This window comes from Variovorax sp. Root473 (assembly GCF_001426505.1).
In the GTDB taxonomy this organism is placed as follows: Bacteria; Pseudomonadota; Gammaproteobacteria; order Burkholderiales; family Burkholderiaceae_C; genus Variovorax.
In genome coordinates, this window is sequence record NZ_LMEV01000015.1 from 1 (window position 1) to 15,810 (window position 15,810).

General features: G+C 70.3%; 13 protein-coding genes. 5 read left to right on the forward strand and 8 right to left on the reverse strand.

The genetic code is table 11. The features are described 5' to 3' along the window. Window positions 1–279: 279 nt before the first annotated feature. Both ASD34_RS09600 and ASD34_RS09605 read left to right on the forward strand, forming a co-directional pair. Window positions 280–2,187, forward strand: coding sequence for an ATP-binding cassette domain-containing protein (locus ASD34_RS09600; RefSeq protein WP_056576260.1), 1,908 nt, complete (start codon window positions 280–282; stop codon window positions 2,185–2,187). Window positions 2,188–2,293: 106 nt separating this feature from the next. Beyond that, window positions 2,294–4,015 carry a phospholipase D family protein gene (locus ASD34_RS09605; RefSeq protein ID WP_056576263.1) on the forward strand — a complete coding sequence of 574 codons (1,722 nt, stop codon included), beginning with the start codon at window positions 2,294–2,296 and terminating at the stop codon, window positions 4,013–4,015. A gap of 32 nt (window positions 4,016–4,047) precedes the next feature. On the opposite strand, the gene ASD34_RS28535 is transcribed toward ASD34_RS09605, so the two are convergent. The 4 genes from ASD34_RS28535 to ASD34_RS09625 all read right to left on the reverse strand — a co-directional run bounded on the left by ASD34_RS28535 (window position 4,048) and on the right by ASD34_RS09625 (window position 9,021). Next, complete coding sequence (locus tag ASD34_RS28535; protein WP_056576266.1) at window positions 4,048–4,974, reverse strand: copper chaperone PCu(A)C; 927 nt, start codon at window positions 4,972–4,974, stop codon at window positions 4,048–4,050. A gap of 32 nt (window positions 4,975–5,006) precedes the next feature. After that, window positions 5,007–7,292, reverse strand: a complete 2,286-nt coding sequence (locus ASD34_RS09615) for a TonB-dependent receptor (protein WP_056576269.1) — start codon at window positions 7,290–7,292, stop codon at window positions 5,007–5,009. Between the two features lie 119 nt (window positions 7,293–7,411). Next, window positions 7,412–7,783, reverse strand: coding sequence for a DUF2946 family protein (locus ASD34_RS09620; RefSeq protein WP_056576271.1), 372 nt, complete (start codon window positions 7,781–7,783; stop codon window positions 7,412–7,414). Between the two features lie 11 nt (window positions 7,784–7,794). Continuing rightward, window positions 7,795–9,021, reverse strand: coding sequence for a TraB/GumN family protein (locus ASD34_RS09625; protein ID WP_056577194.1), 1,227 nt, complete (start codon window positions 9,019–9,021; stop codon window positions 7,795–7,797). Between the two features lie 63 nt (window positions 9,022–9,084). Between ASD34_RS09625 and ASD34_RS09630 the strand changes: the two genes are divergently transcribed. Further along, window positions 9,085–9,498: a VOC family protein gene (locus ASD34_RS09630; protein ID WP_056576274.1), complete on the forward strand. Its 414-nt coding sequence runs from the start codon at window positions 9,085–9,087 to the stop codon at window positions 9,496–9,498. After that, a complete protein-coding gene (locus ASD34_RS09635; protein WP_082548569.1) occupies window positions 9,495–10,700 on the forward strand; it encodes a toxin-antitoxin system YwqK family antitoxin in 1,206 nt (401 codons plus the stop codon). Before ASD34_RS09630 ends, ASD34_RS09635 begins: the two co-directional genes overlap by 4 nt. A 114-nt stretch (window positions 10,701–10,814) precedes the next feature. Here the strand turns inward: ASD34_RS09635 and ASD34_RS09640 are convergent, their stop codons facing one another. From ASD34_RS09640 to ASD34_RS09650, 3 genes are read right to left on the reverse strand one after another with little or no spacing between them, the layout of a single operon-like run. Beyond that, window positions 10,815–11,789 (reverse strand): Bug family tripartite tricarboxylate transporter substrate binding protein, encoded by a 975-nt coding sequence (locus ASD34_RS09640; protein ID WP_056576277.1) that lies wholly within the window; start codon window positions 11,787–11,789, stop codon window positions 10,815–10,817. Window positions 11,790–11,793: 4 nt separating this feature from the next. Then, complete coding sequence (locus ASD34_RS09645; protein ID WP_056576281.1) at window positions 11,794–12,030, reverse strand: hypothetical protein; 237 nt, start codon at window positions 12,028–12,030, stop codon at window positions 11,794–11,796. Then, a complete protein-coding gene (locus ASD34_RS09650; RefSeq protein WP_056576284.1) occupies window positions 12,027–13,787 on the reverse strand; it encodes an FAD-dependent monooxygenase in 1,761 nt (586 codons plus the stop codon). The genes ASD34_RS09645 and ASD34_RS09650 overlap by 4 nt, the downstream gene beginning before the upstream one ends. 84 nt (window positions 13,788–13,871) lie before the next feature. On the opposite strand from ASD34_RS09650, the gene ASD34_RS09655 reads away from it, so the two are divergent. After that, entirely contained in the window at window positions 13,872–14,669 is a 798-nt protein-coding gene (locus tag ASD34_RS09655; protein WP_056576287.1) for a helix-turn-helix transcriptional regulator, read from the forward strand. Here the strand turns inward: ASD34_RS09655 and ASD34_RS09660 are convergent. Continuing rightward, window positions 14,656–15,783: a zinc-dependent alcohol dehydrogenase family protein gene (locus ASD34_RS09660; protein WP_056576290.1), complete on the reverse strand. Its 1,128-nt coding sequence runs from the start codon at window positions 15,781–15,783 to the stop codon at window positions 14,656–14,658. The genes ASD34_RS09655 and ASD34_RS09660 overlap by 14 nt on opposite strands. Window positions 15,784–15,810: the final 27 nt, after the last annotated feature.

Below are 15,810 nucleotides of genomic sequence, written 5' to 3' on the forward strand. Positions count from 1 at the left end.
CACAACCAACACCCCTGAGAGCACCAGTCGCTTCGAACACCAGAGGTATTCAGTAGCGAAGCCCACGAGTATATGACAGATTTCGGCTCATGCACGCCAAGCCGAAAGAAACTTGAAGAAGACCTTTGCCGCCGCGCTCGCCGCCCGCTTCGCGCCTCTTCCCTGGCTGCCGGCATCTCTTCCAGGGGACTCCAGCCCCTTCCATATAGAGAGCCACAAAGAAGCCTTCTCCCCCGGCCGCCAGGCGCCGTCACCCGCCCCTCCGATAATCCGTGCCACATGGCACTCATCACACTCCTCGACGCGCAGCTCGCGTTCGGTCACGTCCCGCTGCTGGATCATGCGGACTTCTCTCTTCTCGAATCGGAGCGTATCGGCCTGATCGGCCGCAATGGCGCCGGCAAGTCGTCGATGCTCAAGATACTGGGCGGCCTGGAAAAGCCTGACGACGGCACGCTCCAGCTTCAGCAGAACCTTCGCGTGGCCTATGTGGCGCAGGAACCCGCGCTGGACATGGAAGCTGACGTCTTCACCGCCGCCAGCCAGGGCCTGGGCGAAGTCATCGCCATTCGCGACCTGTACCTCTCCGGCGCAGACGGCCTCGACCTGGACGCCTTGCAGTCCAAGATCGAAGCCTACGACGCCTGGAACTGGGAACAACGCGTCGAAGAAACGCTGCATCGCCTCCACCTCGACCGCAATGCGCGCGTCGGCTCTCTCTCGGGCGGCACGCGCAAACGGGTCGCCTTGGCCCAGGCCCTCGTGGCCGCGCCCGACGTGCTCTTGTTGGATGAGCCCACCAACCACCTGGACCTCGACTCCATCGAGTGGCTGGAACAGCTGCTGATCGACTTCAAGGGCAGCGTCGTCACCATCACCCACGACCGCAGCTTCCTGAACCGCGTCGCCACCCGCATCGTGGAGCTCGATCGGGGCAAGCTGAGTTCCTACCCGGGCAACTTCGAGCAGTACCTCGTCCAGAAGGAAGAGCAGCTCGCCCAGGAAGCGATCATCAGCGCCAAGGCCGACAAGCTGCTGGCGCAGGAAGAAATCTGGATCCGCAAGGGCGTCGAAGCGCGCCGCACGCGCAGCCAGAGCCGCATCACGCGGCTGCAGGAACTGCGCGCCAGCCGCGCCGCGCGCCGGGAGGTGCAGGGCAGCGTCAACATGGATGTCGCCTCGGGCCAGTCCAGCGGCAAGATCGTGGCCGAGCTCACCGACGCCACCAAGTCCTTCGGCGAGAAGACCGTGATCCGCAACTTCAGCGGCACCATCCTGCGCGGCGACAAGATCGGCCTGCTGGGCCCGAACGGCGCAGGCAAGACGACCCTGCTCAAGCTGATCCTGGGCGAACTCGAGCCCGACAGCGGCAAGATCCGCCGCGGCACCAACCAGCAGGTGGCGTACTTCGACCAGATGCGCGACAAGCTCGACCTCGACGCCACGCTGGAAGACTTCATCAGCCCCGGCAGCGAGTGGATCGAAATCGGCACGCAGAAAAAGCACGTCAAGAGCTACCTGTCGGACTTCCTGTTCTCCCCCGCGCGCGCCAACTCCCCCGTGCGCTCGCTCAGCGGCGGCGAACGCAACCGCCTGCTGCTGGCGCGCCTGTTCGCACGCCCGGCCAACGTGCTGGTGCTCGACGAGCCGACCAACGACCTGGACATCGACACGCTCGAACTGCTCGAAGGCCTGCTGCAGGACTACGACGGCACCGTGTTCCTCGTGAGCCATGACCGCACCTTCCTCGACAACGTGGTGACCAGCACGATCGCCTTCGAAGGCGATGGCCGCTGGCGCGAGTACGAAGGCAGCGTGGAAGACTGGCTGATCCAGTCCAAGCGCGCGCGCGAGATCGCCGAGCAGCGCCTCGCGTCGGCGCCACCGCCGCCTCCAGCCGCCGCACCCGCCCCGGCCCCCGCGGCTGCACCCGCCGCCGCCCCCGCGGGCGGGCCCCGCAAGAAGCTGTCTTACAAGGAGCAGCGCGAACTCGAAGCCCTGCCCGGGCAGATCGAAGCCCTCGAAGCCGAGCAGAAGCGCATCAGCGAGATGCTCGAACTCGACGGCGGCGCCATCTACGCGAGTGACGCCTCGCGCGCGGTCGAGCTGAGCGAGCGCCACGCCAAGATCGACGACGAGCTGCTCGCCGCGCTGGAGCGCCAGGAAGAGCTCGGCGCCGGGCGCTGAGCGCCGTCTTCCTGCGCCGGTTGGCCGCCCGTCCCACCCACGGCGAGCGCCAACTCGGCTATACATGCGGCACCGCCTTCCCCGGCCCCCGGAAAGACCCCGTCGCATGCCCCCTTCTTCCTTCCACGCGTTGGTCCGCCGCAGCGTCGCGCTGCTGGCCCTCCTGGTGCTCGGCGCCTGCGCGCAGTTGCCGAAGGCGGTGGACCGTCCCGTCTCGACCGCACTCGCTTCGCCCGACGGCACGGCGCTGGCGACCCTGCTGCGTGAGCGCCGGGCGGCCGACAAGGCACGCTTCGACTCGGGCTTCCTGCTGCTGGGTGGCCCGCAGGCCGCCTACGGCAGCCGGCTGGCGCTGATCGAGAACGCGCAGAAGACGCTGGACCTGCAGTACTACGCCATCCACGCCGACGCCAGCACCGGCCGGCTGGTGCGCGGGCTGCGGGCAGCGGCCGAGCGCGGCGTGCGGGTGCGCATCCTGCTGGACGACTTCCACACCATCGGCCGCGACGCGCTCGTGCTCGGCCTGGCCTTCGTTCCGAACATCGAAATGCGCCTGTTCAATCCGCTGGCGGGCTCGCGCGGCACCGGGTTCAATCGCATGCTCAACGCCGTCGGCGATGTCTCGCGGATCCAGCAGCGCATGCACAACAAGCTGTTTCTGGCCGACAACGTGATGGGCGTGACCGGCGGGCGCAACCTGGGCGACGCCTACTTCGGCAATGCCATCACCGGCAACTTCGTCGATGTCGACGTGCTGGCGGTCGGCCCTATCGTGCAGGATCTCTCGCGCAGCTTCGACAGCTACTGGAACAACGAACGCGCCTACCCCGTGCAATCGCTGGTCTCGCGCGAGGAGTTCCAGCGCATCCGCGAACGCGCACGGCGCGCCGACAAGGAACTCGACGACGAAGCGGCCGAAGCCCGCAACCGCCCGAAACCGCCGGACGGCGAGCCCCGACCCGGTGCGGCGCCCACCGCCGAACAGCGCGCGCGCGCCTGGGACGAGAAACCACTCGACCTGCGCAGCGCCGCCTTCGTCTGGGCCCCGGCGCTGATGCTGGCCGACGCGCCCGGCAAGATCCCGGCCGACCGCGGCCCCGGCGCGATGCGCAACCCCGACCTCGTCGTGAGCCGGCCTGCGCTGCCCTCGCGCAACGCTGCGGCGCTGGCCGACCTGGCATCCAGCGGTGACACAGTGGTCGAAGGCCTGCTGCACCTGATCGGCCAGGCGCGCTCCGACCTGCTGATCATCTCGCCCTACTTCGTACCCGGCCCCGACATGCAGCAGGCCTTTGCCGCGGCGCATGCCCGTGGCGTGCGCATCCGCGTGCTGACGAATTCACTGGCCTCGAACGACGCACCCATCGCCCACGTCGGCTATGCGCGCCACCGCAAGGCACTGCTGGCTGCAGGCGTCGAGCTGTACGAGTTGCGCAGCGAACAGACCGACTTCGGCAATGTGTTCGGCTCCTCGGGCGGCAGCGGCGTGAGCGGTGAATCGCGCGCCATGCTGCACTCCAAGGTGCTCGTGATGGATGGCCGGCTGCTGGTGGTCGGGTCCATGAACCTCGACCTGCGCTCGCAGCTGCAGAACACCGAGATCGCGCTGCTGATCCGCAGCAGCGAGCTCTCGCGCATGGCGGCCGAGCAGATCGAGCGTGGCATGCGCGAGCGCTCGTGGCATGTCGAGCTCGAGAAAGGCTCGCTGGTATGGCACGCGCCCGAAGGCAGCGGCCTGAAGGACACGGACACCGAGCCCGACGCCAGCGCCACGCTGCGCTTCTTGCTGCGGCTGTTCGGGCCGCTGGCGCCGGACCAGTTGCTCTGACGGTCCGGCCGATCCGGTTCGCGTCGACCGGGTCAGTGCTTGTGCTGGTGCGCACCACCCGCTGCGGGCGCAGCAGGAGCGGCGCCTTCCGGCGCACCGACCGGCAGTTTCAGTTCCAGCGTGGTCTTCCCGCCCTTGGCGTCCTCGAACTTCAGGGTCATCGGCACGGTCGCGCCCTTGGCCATCGCGCCCTTCAGGTCCATCAGCATCACGTGATAGCCGCCAGGCTTGAGCTCGACGGTCTTGCCGGCCGGCAGGTCGAGCCCGCCCGACAGTTCGCGCATGCGCATCGTGTCGCCTTCCATCTTCATCTCGTGCACCTCGGCCACGCCGGCGGCGGGCGTCGAGATGCCGACCAGCTTCGTGCCCGTGGGCGCGGTGAGCTTCATGAAGGCGCCCGTGCCGCTCTGGCCCGGCACCGACTGGCGCACCCAGGCGTCGCGCACGTCGACCGTGGCCACGCCCTGCGCGACCACATCGAGCTTGGCCGCGGGAGCCTTCAGGCCGGCCGTGGCGCTGCCCGACGCGGGCACTTCGGCCCAGTCGACGCTGCCGACGTCGCAGTCCTGGCGCACCTTGAACCACAGCGGGCCCGGCGTGGCGGGCACCTTGCCGCGCAGCACGAACTCGCCGCGCTCGGCGCCGGGCAGCGCGTTCTGCGGGGTCTCTGCCGTCCAGCGCACTTCGCCTTCGGCGCTGCCGGCCTTCGGCGCGTCGAGCTTCCAGCCCTTGCGCGCCTGCGCGTCGGTGAGCACGAAACCCTTGGGCAAACGCACCGCGAGGCCGGTGGTGGCCTTAGCGCCTTCGCAGGCGTGGCCGACGCGGAAGGCGGCGTTGTACTCGCTGCCGACGGTGGCGCCGCCCGGGGGCAGGCTCACATGGGCGCCGGCGGCGCTGGCACCGGCCAGCAGGGCGCAGGCGGCGAGGGTGTGGAACGCAGGGGTCGAAAGCTTCGTCATGGCGGGGGTCCTTGAATAGGAAAAAGTGAGGGTCAAAGGTCGAACTTGAGTTCGGCCACGAAGGTGCGTTGCGGGTACGGGTGGAAGGCCCAGTAGGTGCGGTTGTTGAGGTTGTCGATGCCCACGGCGGCGCTCCACTGGCGGTCGATGCGGTAGCGGATGCGCGCGTCGACCACGAAGAACTTCGAGAAGCCCATGAAGGCCATGCCGCTCGGATCGCTGTTGTCGAGCGTGCCGTACTGGCGGCCGCTGTAGCGTGCGCCGACGGTGTAGCTCCACCTGGCGTCGGGCCGGTAGGTGGCGAGCAGCGAGGCGCGCACCTTGGGCACGCGCGGCTGGTCGCGCCCGACGCTGGACGGGAAGCCGCTGTTGGCGGTGATCTTCGAATCTGTCAGCGTGAGGCTGCCGCCGAGGTCCAGCCCCTGGATGCCCGCGTCGACCGTGTTGACCGCCACCTCCAGCCCGCGCGTGCGGATGGCGTCGACGTTCTGCACGGTGCTCACGAGGTTGGTGAGCGCCTGGGTGTACAGCGCGTCCTTCGTGTGCTCGAAGAACAGCGTGGTGCGCAGCACGCCATCGAGCCCCCAACGCTTGAGGTCGCGCTCGGCGCTCAGCTCGGCGGTCCACGAACGCTCGGGGCGCAGGTTCGGGTTGGTGTTGACGATGCGGTTGCCCTCGATCGAGCCCTGGTAGAGCTCGCTCACGGTGGGCATGCGCACGGCGCGCCCCGTCGAGGCCTTGAGGAGCCAGTCGGGCGTGGCCTGCCAGGCGACGGCCGCCTTGGGCGAGACGAAACTGTTCTTGCGCGGCGCGAAATCGAGCAGCTTCGCCGCGTTGCCGAGTTGGCCGCCGTACGCTTCCCACCGCTCGTGGCGCAGGCCCAGCGTGGTCTTCCAGTCTTTGGCGAAGCGCCAGGTGTCCTGCACGTAGAGCGAGCGCAGCCGCGTGTTGCCGTTAAAAGCGGAGAACGGCGACACGGCCGGCCCGCTCATCCAGTCGCGCGTCGTACCGATGGCGCTGCGCAGCCGCGCGGTGTCTTGCTGCAAGCCGAAATCGACCACATGCGCGCCCACGCCTTCGGCCGAGCCGGTGGGCCGCCAGGTGCCCGCGGCCTTGAAGGTGTGCCAGCCGGTGCCGCCCATGTCGGTGATGCGACCCGGGCCACCGTAGAAAGCGCCCGGCAGCGCCACGGTCGGCGTGCGCGAAGTGTCCTTCGCGTAGTCGAACAGGCTCGCCGCCACCTCCCAGTCGAACACGCCGCCCGTGTGGCTCTTCACCGACAGGCCGTGCATGTAGTGCGTGAGCGCCGTTTCGGTCGGCGCGAAGGCGGCGGCCGGCGTGTCGAGGTTGTAGGTGCGTCCGCCGAGGTTCACGCGTCCGCCGTACACCGGCTGCCCGAGCGCATCGCGCAAGTAGCTGTCGGTGCTGCCGTGCGTGGTGTTGTGCCAGGCGCCCAGCGTGTAGGTGGCGCGCACCGAGGGCGAGAAGTCGTAGGCCAGCTTGAGCTTGGCCTGCTCCTGGGTCGTGTCGTAGGCGGTGGTGCCGCCCAGCAGCCACCACAGCTGGTTCGACGGGTTCATCCCCAGCACGGCACCGGTGACGGGCGTGCCCGCGTTGCCCACGGTGCCCGCGCTCACCAGCCGGTTGGCGAACGACAGCGACTGCCCCTTGCTGTGGGTGCGCGAGGCGCCGAGCCACCACGACCAGTCGCCGCTGCGGCTGCCCAGCGACAGGTCGAGCTGCTGGCCGCCTGGCGACGAATGGCTGTTGTACAGGTCGAAGTTCGAGGCGAAGCCGCTGAGCTTGACGTGCGCCTCGAGCTGCGTGGGCATGCGCGTCACGTAGTCGACCACGGCGCCCACCGAGTTGCCCGGGTAGGCGGCCGAGAACGGGCCGTAGAGCACGTCGACGCGCTCGATCTCGTCGGGCGACACCATGCCCCAGCGCGGCGCGAAGGTGGCGCCGTTGCCCAGCGGGTTCGACAGCATGATGCCGTCGGCATAGACCATCGCGCGCGCGCTGTTGCCCGTGCCCGAGGCGCGCGTGGCGAGCACCGCGTGGTTGAAGTCACCGATGTAGCGCTTGCGCACCAGCAGGCTCGGCAGGTACTTGAGCGCGTCTTCCGCGTCGGTCGCGTTGACCGTCTCGGCGATCTGCTCGGCGGTCACGCCTTCGATGGTGGTCGGTATCTGCGTCGGCAGCGAGGTCGGGCGGCCACCGCTGATGGTGACGGTGCCGAGCGCGCGGCCCGGCGCCGTGGCCTCAGGCGGCGATGGCTGCTGCTGCGCCCACACGGGCGCGCTGAGAGGAAATGCCATGGCGATCGCCAGGGCGCGGGAATGCTGTTTCAAGGGGAGCCGGCTCCACGAACTTCAAGCCAGAGGGACCGCCTGCGCGCACCCGGGGTGCGCCGACAGACAGCGAAGGGGCTGATCGCTCAGGCGGAACGCGGAGGCCCGCGGGCCGGCAATGGCGCGGCCGTGGCCACGGCATGGCGCGCGGCGGGAATCGACTGAAGCACGCGCCCCAGCGGCAGGGGCGCATCGAACACGGCGGCCACGGGCGGCGGGGGCGGTGCACCGGTCAGCACGCACAGCGGGCAGTCCAGGTGCGTGGCGCCCATGTCCTGCACGCCGTCTTGGGTATGGACCACCACCTTGATGGTGCCGACGCTGGCGCACACCAGTTCCATCGCCTGCGGATGCACCACGGGCGATGCCACCGCCGCGCCCAGCGACAGCACGAACCACAACAGCACCCACCGGCCGAGACGGCCGATCAGACGGGAGTGGGGGCGCAGCGTGTGCATGGCGGTCGCGATTATCGGCGCACTTTGCTGTTGGCGGCCTTGCCCTTGGACGTGGCTGCAGCCTTCGAGGCCGGCTTGGCCCCGCCCTTCGCGGTCGCCTTCTGGCCCTTGGCCGCCTTCTGCCCTTTGACGTTCTTGCCGCCACGCACCGCCTTGCGCGCCGGCGGCTCGGGCGCCGCGAGCGGTGGCATCGGCAGCGCCATCTGCGCCTTCGCCTCGGTGAGCACCGGCGTCACGGTGAAGCCGCGCGCCGCCATCAACGTGGGCAGGCCCTGCGCGCCGACCATGTGCAGCGCGCCGACCGCGGCGAAGGCGCTGCGCCCGCTCGCATGCAATCGCTCGATGCCGTCGGCCAGCCCGGGGTTGCGGTCGTCGAGCAGGCGCTTCATGAGGCGCTGTTCGGCCGGCGTGTTCAGGCACTCGCACCATTCGGGGTAGCGCGCCAGGCGGGCCGCGTCGCTGCGCGCCCAGATGTCGGCCAGCGTCTTGAGCTGGCCGCGCAGCCGGCCCGATTCCAGCTCGTCAAGCATGGCGTCGATCTGCTCGGCCTCCTCGGCTTCGGAGCCGTTGGTCAGCCAGCGCAGTTGGTCGGCCGCGTTCTCGAGCGCGACGATCGGCTTTTTGCTGTTGCGGGCCGAGACGGCCAGCGTCTCGTCAACGCCGAACTCCGCGTAGAGACCATCGGCGCGCGCCACCAGCGCGGCCAGCGCCGTGACCTGCAGGATGGGCGGCAGCCGCGCGTTCGATCCTGGCGGCACACAGGCCTCGGCGTTCTGGCGCTCGAGTCGGCGGGCGCGTTCGCCGTTGAGCACGCGCGCCACCGCGGCCGGATCGGCCGGCTGGCTCAGGGCGCGCACCGTGGCCTCGTCGCGCGAGTCGAGCTCCAGCGCGAGCGTGTCGCTCTGCGCCAGCGCCTTCTGCACGGTCGGGCCGGGGCGCACCCATTCGCCGCGCCCCAGGTGCATGGTGCCGTAGAGCCAGGAGGTGCGGCCGTCGCGCTCGAGGCGCCACAGCAGGCCACGGTCGACACCGTTGCGCAGGCCGATGCCGGGCTTCTCGAGACTCGCGATGGCCGAGGGCGGGCAGGTGGCGGCATGTGCCGCAACCGCGATGAAACAACCACCGACAGCCGCGAGGGTCTGGTGGGTCAGACGTGCAAGAAGGCGCTGGGGCGCCGGCCCGTCGGTGCCGCGCGACAGCAGGCGCAGCGGTGCGACGAGGGCTCGGAGTATCCGCAAGGCGAGCTCCATGAAGAAAGAAAGTCCGGCATTCTCACAGCACCGCTGCCCATAATCCAAAACATGCAAAGCATCTTTCACCTTGCCATTCACGTGCGTGACCTGGACGGCGCGCGCCGCTTCTACGGCGACGTGCTCGGCTGCGCCGAAGGCCGCAGCACCGACACCTGGGTCGACTTCGACTTCTTCGGCCACCAGATCTCGCTGCACCTGGGCGAGCCCTTCGCCACCACCCGCACCGGCCGCGTCGGCGACGCGATGGTGCCCATGCCGCACTTCGGCATCGTGCTCTCGCTGCCCGACTGGCAGGCGCTGGCCGGGCGCCTCGAGGCCGCCGGCACCGAGTTCGTGCTGAAGCCGCAGGTGCGTTTCGAAGGCCAGCCGGGCGAGCAGTGGACGATGTTCTTCTGCGACCCCTTCGGCAACCCGATCGAGGCCAAGGGCTTCCGTTCGCTCGACACGCTTTACGACAAGTGACCCCGCGCCCGCCCGTTCCCGCCCTTCGGGCGCCCTGGGCGGCCGCGTCCCTCTTCGGTCTGGCCGCGATCGCGTTGGGCGCGCTGCTGGGCGCCCCCGCCGTCCAGGCGCAGCAGGAGTGCGAACTCAACGGCCAGCGCGTGAGCCCGGCCGACGGCAACAGCACCGCCGGAAAAACCGGACTGATGCGCTGCAAGGACCGCGGCAGCGGCGAACTCCAGCGCGAGCAGCAGGTGCAGAACGGCGTGTTCATGGGCCTGGTGCGCTTCTACGAGAAGGGCAAGCTCGCGCGCGAACACACCGTCAACGCCAAGGGCAACATGCAGGGCCGCGCGCGCGAGTTCGCGCCCGGCGGCCAGGTGCTGCGCGACGCCACGTACGACGACGGCCAGGAGCGCGGCCTCGTGCGCAGCTTCTACCCCGGCGGCCAGCTGCGGCGCGCTACCTTCCATCCCGACCGCGGCAGCGAACGCGCCATGGTCGAGTTCACCCCGCGCGGCCAGATGTCGATGCTGCGCTGCGCCGAGGCGCCCGTGCTGGCGCCGGTGGCCGACGATGCCAAGCTGTGCGGCTTCACGGGCGGGCCGTCGAACGTCGACCTGTTCGACGCGCGCGGCACGCTGCGTTCGAAGCTCTCGTACCTGGCCGGCAAGCGCGTGCGCACGCAGGAGTTCTACGACAACGGCAAGCCGTCGGTGCTCGACGAGACCAGCGGCAACCGGCGCGTGGAGCGCAGCTTTTCCTCAGAAGGCGTGAAGCGGCGCGAAACCGTGTGGCTGCTGGTGGGTCGCTCGTCGATCCGCCAGCGCGAGCAGGAGTTTTCCGACCGCGGGGCGCTGGTGCGCGACCAGCGCTGGAACGCCTCGGGCGAACCCGTGAGCGACGACAGCTACCACCTCAACGGCCAGCCGCGCAGCAAGGCCGTGTACAGCGGCACCGGCAGCGAGCGCACGGTCGACGTGACCGAGTTTTACGACAGCGGCCAGCGCGCCGCACAGGGCCGCTACCTCGCGCCGGGGCGTGGCCGACAGGTGCCCGTGGGCACGCACCAGCGCTTCAATGAAAAGGGCGAGCTGCTGGCCGAGTCGAGCTTCGACGACAAGGGCCGTGTGACGCGCGAGCGCAGCTGGGACGAAAACGGCGAACTGCAGCAGGACGACGAAGTCTTCGAAGACGGCTCGCGCAAGGCCTTCGCCCGCTGACGCGCTCCATTCGCGAGACACCGCAGAACCGGCTTTGCCGGGCTGCAGGTGTCGCCCCCGGTAGGGGGTAGGAGAAGCGGTACGAAGTGCGCGCAGCCTGGGGCGAGCTTTTTTCTAGTCCAGCTTGATGCCCGCCTGCTTGATGATCGGGCCCCAGCGCTTCGACTCCGCGCGCGACAGCGCCGCGAACTGCGCCGGCGTGCCGGGCATCGCTTCCATGCCGAAGTCGTCAAACCGCTTTTGCACGGCCGGCGTGCTGAAGGCCTTGTTCAGGTCGCTGTTGAGCTTGTTCACCACGGCGGCGGGCAGGCCGGCCGGGCCGAGGATGCCCTGGAACGCGAACACCTCGGTGTTGGGCACGCCCACTTCGGCCAGCGTCGGCACGTCGGGCAGGCGCTTGCTGCGCGCGCCCGAGCCGATGGCCAGCACGCGCACCTTGTTGCCCTGCATGATCGGCAGGCCCGAAGCCAGGTCCAGGAACATGCACGGCACCTGGCCGCCCATCACGTCGGCCATGGCCGGCGCCGCGCCGCGGTACGGGATGTGGGTGATGAAGGTGCCGGTGCGCGCCTTGAACATCTCCATCGCCAGGTGGTGCGGCGAGCCGTTGCCGGGCGACGCGTAGTTGACCTTGCCCGGGTTGGCCTTCACGTAGGCCAGGAACTCCTTGAAGGTCTTCGCCGGGAAGTCGGGGTGCACCACCAGCGCCAGCGGGAACTTGCCGATGGCGCCGATGTACGTGAAGTCCTTTTCGGGGCTGAACGGCAGCTTGCTGAACAGGTGCTCGTTGAAGGCCAGCACGGCGTTGTCGGCCGAGAGAATCGTGTAGCCGTCGGGCTTGCTCTTGGCGACCAGGTCGGCGCCGATGTTGGTCGACGCGCCGGGGCGGTTGTCGACCACGATCTGCTGGCCCAGCGTCTGGCGCATGGCCTCGGCCAGCACGCGTGCGATCACGTCGGTGCCGCCGCCCGCGGGATACGGCACGACCCACTTGATGAGCTGCGAGGGGTAGTCCTGTGCGTGGGCGAAGGGGGTGGCGGCCACGGCGGCGCCGGAGGCGAGCGTGGCGAGAAGGGTGCGGCGATCCATGAGATCAATCTCCATGTTGTTGTTCGGAAGCGGACAGCGATGGTACGGGCAGCGCGCGCAACGCGTCGGCCAGTGCGGCGCGGCAGCGCGACTCGTCGCCGACCTGCTCGAACAGCAGCAGCGCGAGCCGTGCAAGGAACAGCGATTCGCGTTCGGCGCCGGCCTCGGTGATGGCGCGCGCGCACTCGGCGTACAGCCGGTCGCGGGCGTCGGGGTGGAGCGAGGAGGCGGAGGTCGTCATGCGGGAATGTCCTGTGAGGTGACGGCCGCGGCGACGGCGGCGCGGGCCAGCGCGGCGGGCAATGCGCCGGCCGGCAGACGGCGCCAGCGCGCGGCCACGTGGCCGTCGGGGCGCAGCAGGTAGATGGCGCCGTCGCTGGCGCCGAGTGCGGCAAGCACGGCGTCGGACGCCTGCGCATCGGCGCCCTCGCAGCCCAGGCCGGCGATGGTGCGCACCGCAAAAGGCAATGCGCCCTGCTCCGCCTGCGCGATGTCGACGGCGGGCAGCGACGCCACATCCGGCCTCAGCACCAGCAGCGTGAACACCGGGCCGATCCAGTCCGTCAGGTGGCCTTGCGCGAGCGGTTGCTCCGGCATCGCCTCGCCCGGCAGCGGCCCGGCGGGGAGCGTGTCGCCCGCGCTCGACAGCGCCGAATCGTCATAACGCACGGCCTGCGTCTGGCGCGGGTTGATGAGTTGCGCGATGCCCCGGTGCGCCTCGGACAGCGACAGCGCCGCCTCGCGCAGCAAATCGAAGCCGCGCGACGGCGGCGACATGAACTCGGTGCTGCGCATCGCGCTCTCGGCGTTGATGTGGAAGGCCGCGATGCGCTCCTGCGAGTACGCATCGAGCAGCGCCGCGCCCGACAGGCCCTGGGCCACGAAGGCCAGCTTCCAGGCCAGGTTGTCGGCATCGTCGAAACCCGAGTTGAGGCCGCGCACGCCGAAGATCGGCATCGCGTGCGCCGCGTTGCCCGCGAACACCACACGGCCGTGGCGGTAGCTGTCGAGCGTCATCGCGCCAGCGCGGTAGACCGAGGTCCACACCGTCTTCCACGGCAGGTGGCCTTCGCCGATGGCGTCGAGGTGGCGCTGCACGAACTCGGCCACGGCCTCGGGCTGCAGTGCGTCTTCGGTGCTTTGGCCGGCGCGCAGCTGGTAGTCGATGCGCCAGATGTCGTCGGGCTGGCGGTGCATCAGCACGGTCGAGCCGGGGTTCCACGGCGGATCGAACCAGGCGCGGCGCTCGGTCGGATGGCCGCTGTGCAGCTCGATGTCGATGATCACGTAGCGGCCTTCGTAGCCCGTGCCTTCCAGCGCCAGCCCGAGCGACTTGCGCACGAAGCTCTGGCCGCCGTCGCAGGCCGCGAGCCACTGGCCGCGCAGGCGGTAGGCGCCCAGGGCGTTGCGCACGTCGAGCGTCACGCCCTCCTCATCCTGCGCGAGCGCCGTGAGCTCGGTGCCCCAGCGGATGTCGACGAGCCCCGGCGTCGCCGCGTTGCGGCGCTCGATCTCGTCCAGCAGGTACTGCTCGATGTAGTACTGCTCCAGGTTGATCATGGGCGGCAGCTTCTGCTGCGCGTCCTGCGGCATCTCGAAGCGGAACACCTCGGCCGTCTTGTAGAAACTGCGGCCCACGCTCCACGGCAGGCCCTTGCCCAGGAAGGCCGGCAGCGCGCCCAGGCGCTCGACGATCTCCAGGCTGCGGCGCGAGATGCAGGCCGCGCGACTGCCCACGCAGACCGTGTCGTCGGCCTCGAGCACCACGCTGCGCACGCCGTGGTTGGCGAGCCCCAGCGCGAGCGCCATGCCCACGGGGCCGCCGCCCGCGATCACGACCGGATGACAGCCGGGCTCCATGCCGTCGACACCGAGCGACGGCAGCCGGGGCGCGAAGCGCGTGTAGCGGAAGGCGCCGACCGAGGGCGGCAGCGCGGTCGCGGAGGACGGCGGTGGCACGGGGCCGGTGGCGGCGTCGGCGGTACGGGTGGAGGTCATGGAACGGGATTGTCCCGATGCAGCGCCTGCGCCAATGTCATAACTTTGTAGGAGGTACTTACCCTATCCTTTTCTTCGATCCCCATGAAACGCTGGCGCCTCCACCCTGCCGCCGATGCGCAACTGTCGGCCGCCGTCGTCGGCGACGTGCTCGCGGGCATCGGCACGCCGCACCTGGCGGCCAGCTGCCTCGCGGCGATGCACCGCGTGATGCCCGTCACCTTCTGCACCGTGTTCGGCGTCGACGCCACCGGCCGCATCGAGACCGTCTCCGCCGCCAGCAGCTACGGCAGCACGGCCGAGCGCACCGCCGAACGCTACGTGGCGCAGCGCTTCGACCTGCTCGACCCCAACATGGCCTGGCTCGCCGCGCGCAAGCTGCCGAAACGCGCGCAACTGTGGATGGGCCACCAGCACGGCGACGAAGTAGCCGACCCCGCCTACCGCGCCGCCTGCTACGGCGACGTGGGCATCCGCGAACGCAGCTCGGTGCTGCTGCTGCGCCCCAGCGGCCAGCGCGTGGCCGTGAGCTTCTACCGCAGCCTGGCCCAGCCCGAGTTCGGCGAGGCCGACTTCACCGTCATCGCCGCCCACGCCACGCTGCTGGCCGACGCCGCCAGTGCCCACAGCCGCAGCGCCGCGGCCGTGCACGAAGCGGCCGCGCCCACCCTCGCCTCGCGGCTATTGACGCTGAGCCTGCGCGAACGCGAAGTCATCGGCCACCTGATGGCCGGGCGCACCGCGAAGGACACGGCGCGCGCGCTCGGCGTGGAGCTGAGCACGGTGCGCACACACCAGTACCGCGCGTTCCGGCGGTTGGGGATTCGGACGCAGAAGGAGTTGCTGCGCGGGGCGATGCCCGCGGCCGTCACGGCATCGTGACGATCTGCCGGATGGCCTCGCCGCGCTGCAGGCGGTCGAAGCCCTCGTTGATCTCCTCGAGCTTCAGGCGCCCGGTGAGCAGCCGGTCCACGGGCAGCTTGCCCTGGCGGTACAGCGCGATGAAGCGCCCCAGGTCGCGCCGCGGCACGCAGCTGCCGAGGTAGCTGCCCTTGAGCGTGCGTTCCTCGGCCACGAGGTGCCAGACCGGCGTGTTCAGCGTCTGGATGGCGGCGGGCAGGCCCACGGTCACGGTGGTGCCGCCGCGGCGCGTGACCTTGTAGGCGAACTCCAGCGCCTTGGCCGAACCCACCATCTCGAGCGCATGGTCGACGCCGCCCTCGGTCATGTCGCGCAGCCGCTTGGCCGCGTCGGGGTCGCTGGCGTTGACGCTGTCGGTGGCGCCCAGCGCGAGGGCGAAATCGAGCTTGTCCTGCGCCAGGTCGACCGCGATCACGCGCGCGGCGCCCGCCGCCAGCGCGCCCAGGAGCGCGGCCAGCCCCACGCCGCCGAGCCCCACCACGGCCACGGTCTGACCCGGCCGCACCTGCGAGGTGTTGACCACGGCGCCGACGCCGGTCACCACCGCGCAGCCGAACATGGCGGCGATCTCCAGCGGCAGCTCGCGGTCGATCTTGTGCAGCGAGCGGCGCGACACCGTCGCGTACTCGGCAAAGGCCGACACGCCCACGAAGTGGTCCATCGGCTCGCCGCGGTACGACAGCCGCCGCGCGCCGCCCAGCAGCGTGCCCGCCACGTTGGCCGCGCCGCCCGGCTCGCACAGCGCGGGCCGGCCCTCGGCGCACGGCGCGCAATGGCCGCAGCTCGGCACGAAGACCAGGATCACATGGTCGCCCGGCGCCAGGTCGGTCACGCCCTCGCCCAGCGCCTCGACCACGCCGGCCGCTTCATGGCCCAGCACGATCGGCGTGCGGCGCGGCCGGTCGCCGTTGAGGATGGACAGGTCCGAGTGGCACAGCCCCGCGGCCGCGATGCGCACCAGCACCTCGCCGGGGCCGGGCGGCGCCAGCTCGACCTCCTCGATCTCGAGCGGTCGGCTCTGGGCATAGGGCGCGGGGGCGCCGAGGCGCTGCAGGACGGCGGCACGGATTTTCATGGGGTCTCCTTGGGTTCGGTCAGGCGA

Excerpts from the sequence above, each read along its gene's own strand:
- ASD34_RS09600 (WP_056576260.1), top strand. The coding sequence starts at position 280 with ATGGCACTCATCACACTCCTCGACGCGCAGCTCGCGTTCGGTCACGTC.
- ASD34_RS09605 (WP_056576263.1), top strand. The coding sequence starts at position 2,294 with ATGCCCCCTTCTTCCTTCCACGCGTTGGTCCGCCGCAGCGTCGCGCTG.
- ASD34_RS28535 (WP_056576266.1), bottom strand. The coding sequence starts at position 4,974 with ATGACGAAGCTTTCGACCCCTGCGTTCCACACCCTCGCCGCCTGCGCC.
- ASD34_RS09615 (WP_056576269.1), bottom strand. The coding sequence starts at position 7,292 with ATGGCATTTCCTCTCAGCGCGCCCGTGTGGGCGCAGCAGCAGCCATCG.
- ASD34_RS09620 (WP_056576271.1), bottom strand. The coding sequence starts at position 7,783 with ATGCACACGCTGCGCCCCCACTCCCGTCTGATCGGCCGTCTCGGCCGG.
- ASD34_RS09630 (WP_056576274.1), top strand. The coding sequence starts at position 9,085 with ATGCAAAGCATCTTTCACCTTGCCATTCACGTGCGTGACCTGGACGGC.
- ASD34_RS09640 (WP_056576277.1), bottom strand. The coding sequence starts at position 11,789 with ATGGATCGCCGCACCCTTCTCGCCACGCTCGCCTCCGGCGCCGCCGTG.
- ASD34_RS09645 (WP_056576281.1), bottom strand. The coding sequence starts at position 12,030 with ATGACGACCTCCGCCTCCTCGCTCCACCCCGACGCCCGCGACCGGCTG.
- ASD34_RS09650 (WP_056576284.1), bottom strand. The coding sequence starts at position 13,787 with ATGACCTCCACCCGTACCGCCGACGCCGCCACCGGCCCCGTGCCACCG.
- ASD34_RS09655 (WP_056576287.1), top strand. The coding sequence starts at position 13,872 with ATGAAACGCTGGCGCCTCCACCCTGCCGCCGATGCGCAACTGTCGGCC.
- ASD34_RS09660 (WP_056576290.1), bottom strand. The coding sequence starts at position 15,783 with ATGAAAATCCGTGCCGCCGTCCTGCAGCGCCTCGGCGCCCCCGCGCCC.